The 4,014-nt window shown below is 61.2% G+C and carries 5 protein-coding genes; all 5 read right to left on the bottom strand.

Annotated features, from left to right (window positions below; all coding sequences use genetic code 11):
• Positions 1 to 59: 59 nt before the first annotated feature.
• The gene (locus Q1A87_RS23020; protein WP_299657063.1) at positions 60 to 893 is read right to left on the bottom strand and encodes a Shedu anti-phage system protein SduA domain-containing protein; all 834 of its coding nucleotides are present in this window, start codon (positions 891 to 893) and stop codon (positions 60 to 62) included.
• 228 nt (positions 894 to 1,121) lie between these two features.
• On the bottom strand, positions 1,122 to 1,697 hold the full coding sequence (locus Q1A87_RS23015) for a hypothetical protein (protein ID WP_299657060.1): 576 nt from the start codon (positions 1,695 to 1,697) through the stop codon (positions 1,122 to 1,124).
• A 42-nt stretch (positions 1,698 to 1,739) separates the two neighbouring features.
• Entirely contained in the window at positions 1,740 to 2,264 is a 525-nt protein-coding gene (locus Q1A87_RS23010; RefSeq protein WP_299657057.1) for a helix-turn-helix domain-containing protein, read from the bottom strand.
• 370 nt (positions 2,265 to 2,634) lie between these two features.
• Positions 2,635 to 3,174: a recombinase family protein gene (locus Q1A87_RS23005; protein ID WP_299657054.1), complete on the bottom strand. Its 540-nt coding sequence runs from the start codon at positions 3,172 to 3,174 to the stop codon at positions 2,635 to 2,637.
• Positions 3,175 to 3,429: 255 nt separating this feature from the next.
• A partial coding sequence (locus Q1A87_RS23000) for a transposase (RefSeq protein ID WP_299657051.1) occupies positions 3,430 to 4,014 on the bottom strand: 585 nt, incomplete at its 5' end.

Raw genomic sequence — 4,014 nt, 5'->3', positions numbered from 1 at the left:
CAACCGCATCGACGAACTCACGCCGTGGAATTGGCAGCCACGCTGAATGTCAACGGCGGTCACGCCGGACGGATACCTTGAGTCACAGCGTTAGAAACCTCGTGAGACAACCCCCACGTACCCGGTCGGTAGGGGCGCGATTGAAGGAGATTGGTATCGCTTCGTTTGATCTCAACGAGCACGCATTGGCTGACCGCCGCCCGCGACCGCAACATGCCGTCGGCTCGCTTGCCATTGAGATCAAAGGCAGCTCCCGTCGTGACAGCCTCAAGCTTATCGCCCGCGGGGGAGAAGAATACAAAGGCGAGCCCATAGCCGAACACCCATGTGTTCGTTTCGAAGAAGGCCTGCCACTCCGGCTCGGGGGCATCGCCACGCTTCAGAAGCCCACCGAACTCGATGAGTGCACGCCGCTTTGCGGCGACGGCCACGATGTCGTGCTCCAGCTCCGGTGACTGCGATAGGCGCTGCACCAACGTGCGGCCTTTGTCGGTTCCCAGAAGCGAGGTGAGTTGTTGTACCGTCACCTCGCGAAGGTCGATCTTCGCCTTAGTTGGCTCGGTGAGATTCAATGATGACAGGACATTCAACATCGCCGCAAGCTTTGCGCCATTGAAGCGGTTCACGACCACCTCGCCGTCCACATACCAACCCTGGCGCTGATTGAACTGAAGCTTCGTGATTTTCAGCCGGTTCCAATCGTTCCGCTCGGTGACGTGGAACATCGACACCGCGAGCCGCGTCCGTTCTGAGACGTCGATTTCGGCCAGTATATTTTCGGACCCGTCTACAAGACTTTCGGCGGCGATTGACGCGTAGGCTCCGTCCTTAGCAGGGTTCACGTAGAGGCGATTGGAGACGTAGTTTACGATGTAGTCCAGTTCCGAGTTCAACGTTCTGCGCCTCCTCTAAGGGCGAGCTATGCGCCACATCATACTATGCCACAGTACATCGTGTGCGGTGCCATGTATCCTGCTAGTCCCATTGCTTGCATTAGTGATGTATGCCATTTAGCTGTTGCGACCTGTTAGGCCTTGTGTCGGGCAGGAGCAGCGGTGACCCGGCCCGTGGGCCGGTTGCTAGCCGCATCAGAGCCGCCCTCCGGGGCGGTTTTTGTCATTTTAGAGCAGTTCGACGCCACATTCGTCGCGCAGCTGCTTCGCAGTAATCTCCCCGCTACTGATCCATCTTCGAGCATAGGCGTTTAGGTCCGCGATCTGGAGGAACGGCACCGCACATGAATCGACCATTGCGATGTGCGAGACGGCCTTGAAACGTCCGTCATCGCGCTGCGCGCGAGTGAGGGCGGCTTGGCAGTCCATGCTCGTGTTGATTCCGGTCCGATCCAGCAGCAGCTCCACGTTGCCGATCTTCGGGATGCGCTTCAGGGCGGCATATCGCTGAATCGCGACCTTGGTGACCTCTATGACTGCCGCGGCATAGACCTCAGACGCCGCTCCCTGGTGATGGGCAGACGCCTTGTTGAGAAAAATTACGCCCCGTGCGTTTAGATCGGCTTGAAGGCGTTCCAGGATCACGCGGGCGTCCCGCCCCGCCATGTCCACGGCATGGATCTCGCCCGCGTTCCCGGGACGCAGCCTGGCCAGCACGCTTCCGGCGACGGCCACGTCCCTAGCAGCGATCGCCACCGTGCCCAGCATGAAATCTGGGTCGCCGGGGGTGCCGCTCTCGTCCACGAAGACGAGAACCTTCTTGTTCAACCGTCCTGCCATGGAGCCCTACCGCCTGCGCACCACGCCGCTCCGACGGCTGCGCTCGGCCGCGTCGTCCTGCGTGCTACGCGCCTCAGTCTCGGCGCGTCTAGCGGCACGGACCTTCTTTTCCTCCTCGAAGTCCGGAACCATGCCTTTGAGGGCGTCCACCAGTCCGTCGAGGTGATAAACGTTTGAGTTCCAGTCGCCGGATAGGGTTTTGCGCTGCTCCCGGCGAACAAGCCCCCGCTCCTCCAACTTAGCGATGTTGATCCGTACGGTGGCAGGGTTCAGCCCCATGCGCGTCGCCAACTCCTTCTTGCTAGGGAAGGGCGGCCGCTTCGGATCGATCCAGTAGCTCAGGAGCTGGGCGAGGATATTGAACTGCGTGGGGGTCAGCCCAAGGCGGGCCTGTCCCCGCACGAGGATGTTGGGCAGCGCAACGTAGCCGTGCTTCGTCACGTCCTTGCCGAAGATACGCTCGGTCGAGGACTTGCCAGGCTTCGCTTGGGTTTCGGGGCCGATGGCCTCTTGGGTCGTTGTTATCGTCATGATGGTGTCTCCTTAACCCAAAAATGGCCAAGGGCAGGCTACATCTCAACGATGGGAAGCGGTCCATGGATGGCAGGATTTCGGCCCTACCTGATACCATGGTATTCCGGTATCTCGGAGTTACTATAAATCAGTATCCGATGATTATGTGCTAGGTATAATGCCATATGTATACCAGAAAACATGGCATCCAGGTAGCATATGATTTGTAGCACCGCCAAGGGGCAGAAATGCGCCTCTACATCATGTAAAGAAGTCCGTCCCGTAAAGATCAAGACGTCCGATGCTTGCCCAATCATACACCGCCGGCCCCTATTTGGGTTCGGAGCCGCTTGCAAAGCTTAGCGCGAATGGCCGCTCTCGGCAATCGTTACGCTCGCCGAACGGTGTTTGAGCTGACGTCGAAAAGTCGGGCAATCTCTGCGATGCGGCGACCCTCCTCGTCGCGCAGTCTTCGGACCTCTTCGCGCTGCTGGCGGGTCAGGGCAGGAGGCCTGCCCCCGATACGGCCCGCCTTCCGGGCGGCGGCCAGTCCCTCGCGGGTGCGTTCCGAGATCCGTTCTCGCTCGAACTGGGCGATCGAGGCGAAAACATGAAAGACGAGACGGCCGGCCGAGGTCGTCGTGTCGATGTCCTCGGCGAGCGACCGGAAGCCGGCGCCCTTCGCGCGGATCGCCTCGACGATGGCCAGGAGGTCCTGCAGCGACCGGGAGAGCCGGTCGTACTTCGTGACCGTGACGACATCGCCGTCGCGGAGCTGCTCAATCAGCTTGTCGAGCGCGGGACGGGCCCGCTTTGATCCGGAGACCTTCTCGGAAAAGACCTTCTCGACCCCGGCGGCCTCGAGCGCGTCTAGCTGCGCCTCGAGACTTTGACCTTCGGTCGACACCCGCGCGTATCCGATGATCACAGTCGCGCTCCCACAAACCTACCAAAACCTTCATCGTTTTGAACGGGGGTTGTGGAACGGTCAAGCTATTGGCGAGACAGAAGCAGCCCAGGGCGTGCAAAAACGGCCGATATCGGTGAAAAAGGCCGGCAACCAAATGTAGTTTGGCTGCCATCCAGTCGGTTTCTTCGGGCGTTCGTAGCCGCGTCGGAGATCGACCGTCTGATCCGCGCGGGCTACGAGCTTCTCGCGCTCCGCGCGCTCGCCTCCCCGCCGTCAGGCGGGTGCGAGCTTCACGAGGCGTCTGAGGTTCTGTGCGGTGGCAGCGAGGAGGAATTCTTCGGTCGCTCCGGTCAGCCCTCGCAGGCGTAGGCGGCGTAATTTGAGATGCCTCTTCAGATGCGCGAAGAGCATCTCGACCTTCTTCCGCTGGGCCCGGGCGGTATTGTAGGCGTCCGTGCCTGCTAACTCGCGGACTGTCTCTCGGGCCTCCTCGTCGACGAGACGGATGACCGACCGCACCGAGGCGTCGGTACACTCGGGCTTGCGCGGACACGCCCGGCACGCGGCGGTCGCCGGCTTGTAGCGCTTCACGCCGGTCTCGACCGTGATGTTGCGATAGCTCAGATCGTGGCCCTCGGGGCAGACGAAGCAGTCGCGCTCCCGATCGTAGACGAAGGCATCGCGCGTCAGCTTGCCGTCGGTCTGTGTCCGGCGGTCGAGAACCGGGACATAGGGGGTGACCTTCCGCTTCAGAAGCCAGGCCAGGAACGGCGCGGTGCCGTTGTAACCGCCGGCCGTAATCTCCCCAGAAGCGCCGTTTGAAAATTCCCCGAACGCGAGCGGCGTCGGCGATTTCCG

Origin of the sequence: uncultured Jannaschia sp. (assembly GCF_947494055.1) — a bacterium.
Classification (GTDB): Bacteria; Pseudomonadota; Alphaproteobacteria; order Rhodobacterales; family Rhodobacteraceae; genus Jannaschia.
This window is presented reverse-complemented; position numbering and strand designations above follow the sequence as displayed.

Coding starts and splice junctions, on each gene's coding strand:
- Q1A87_RS23010 (WP_299657057.1), bottom strand. CDS start 2,264: ATGACGATAACAACGACCCAAGAGGCCATCGGCCCCGAAACCCAAGCG.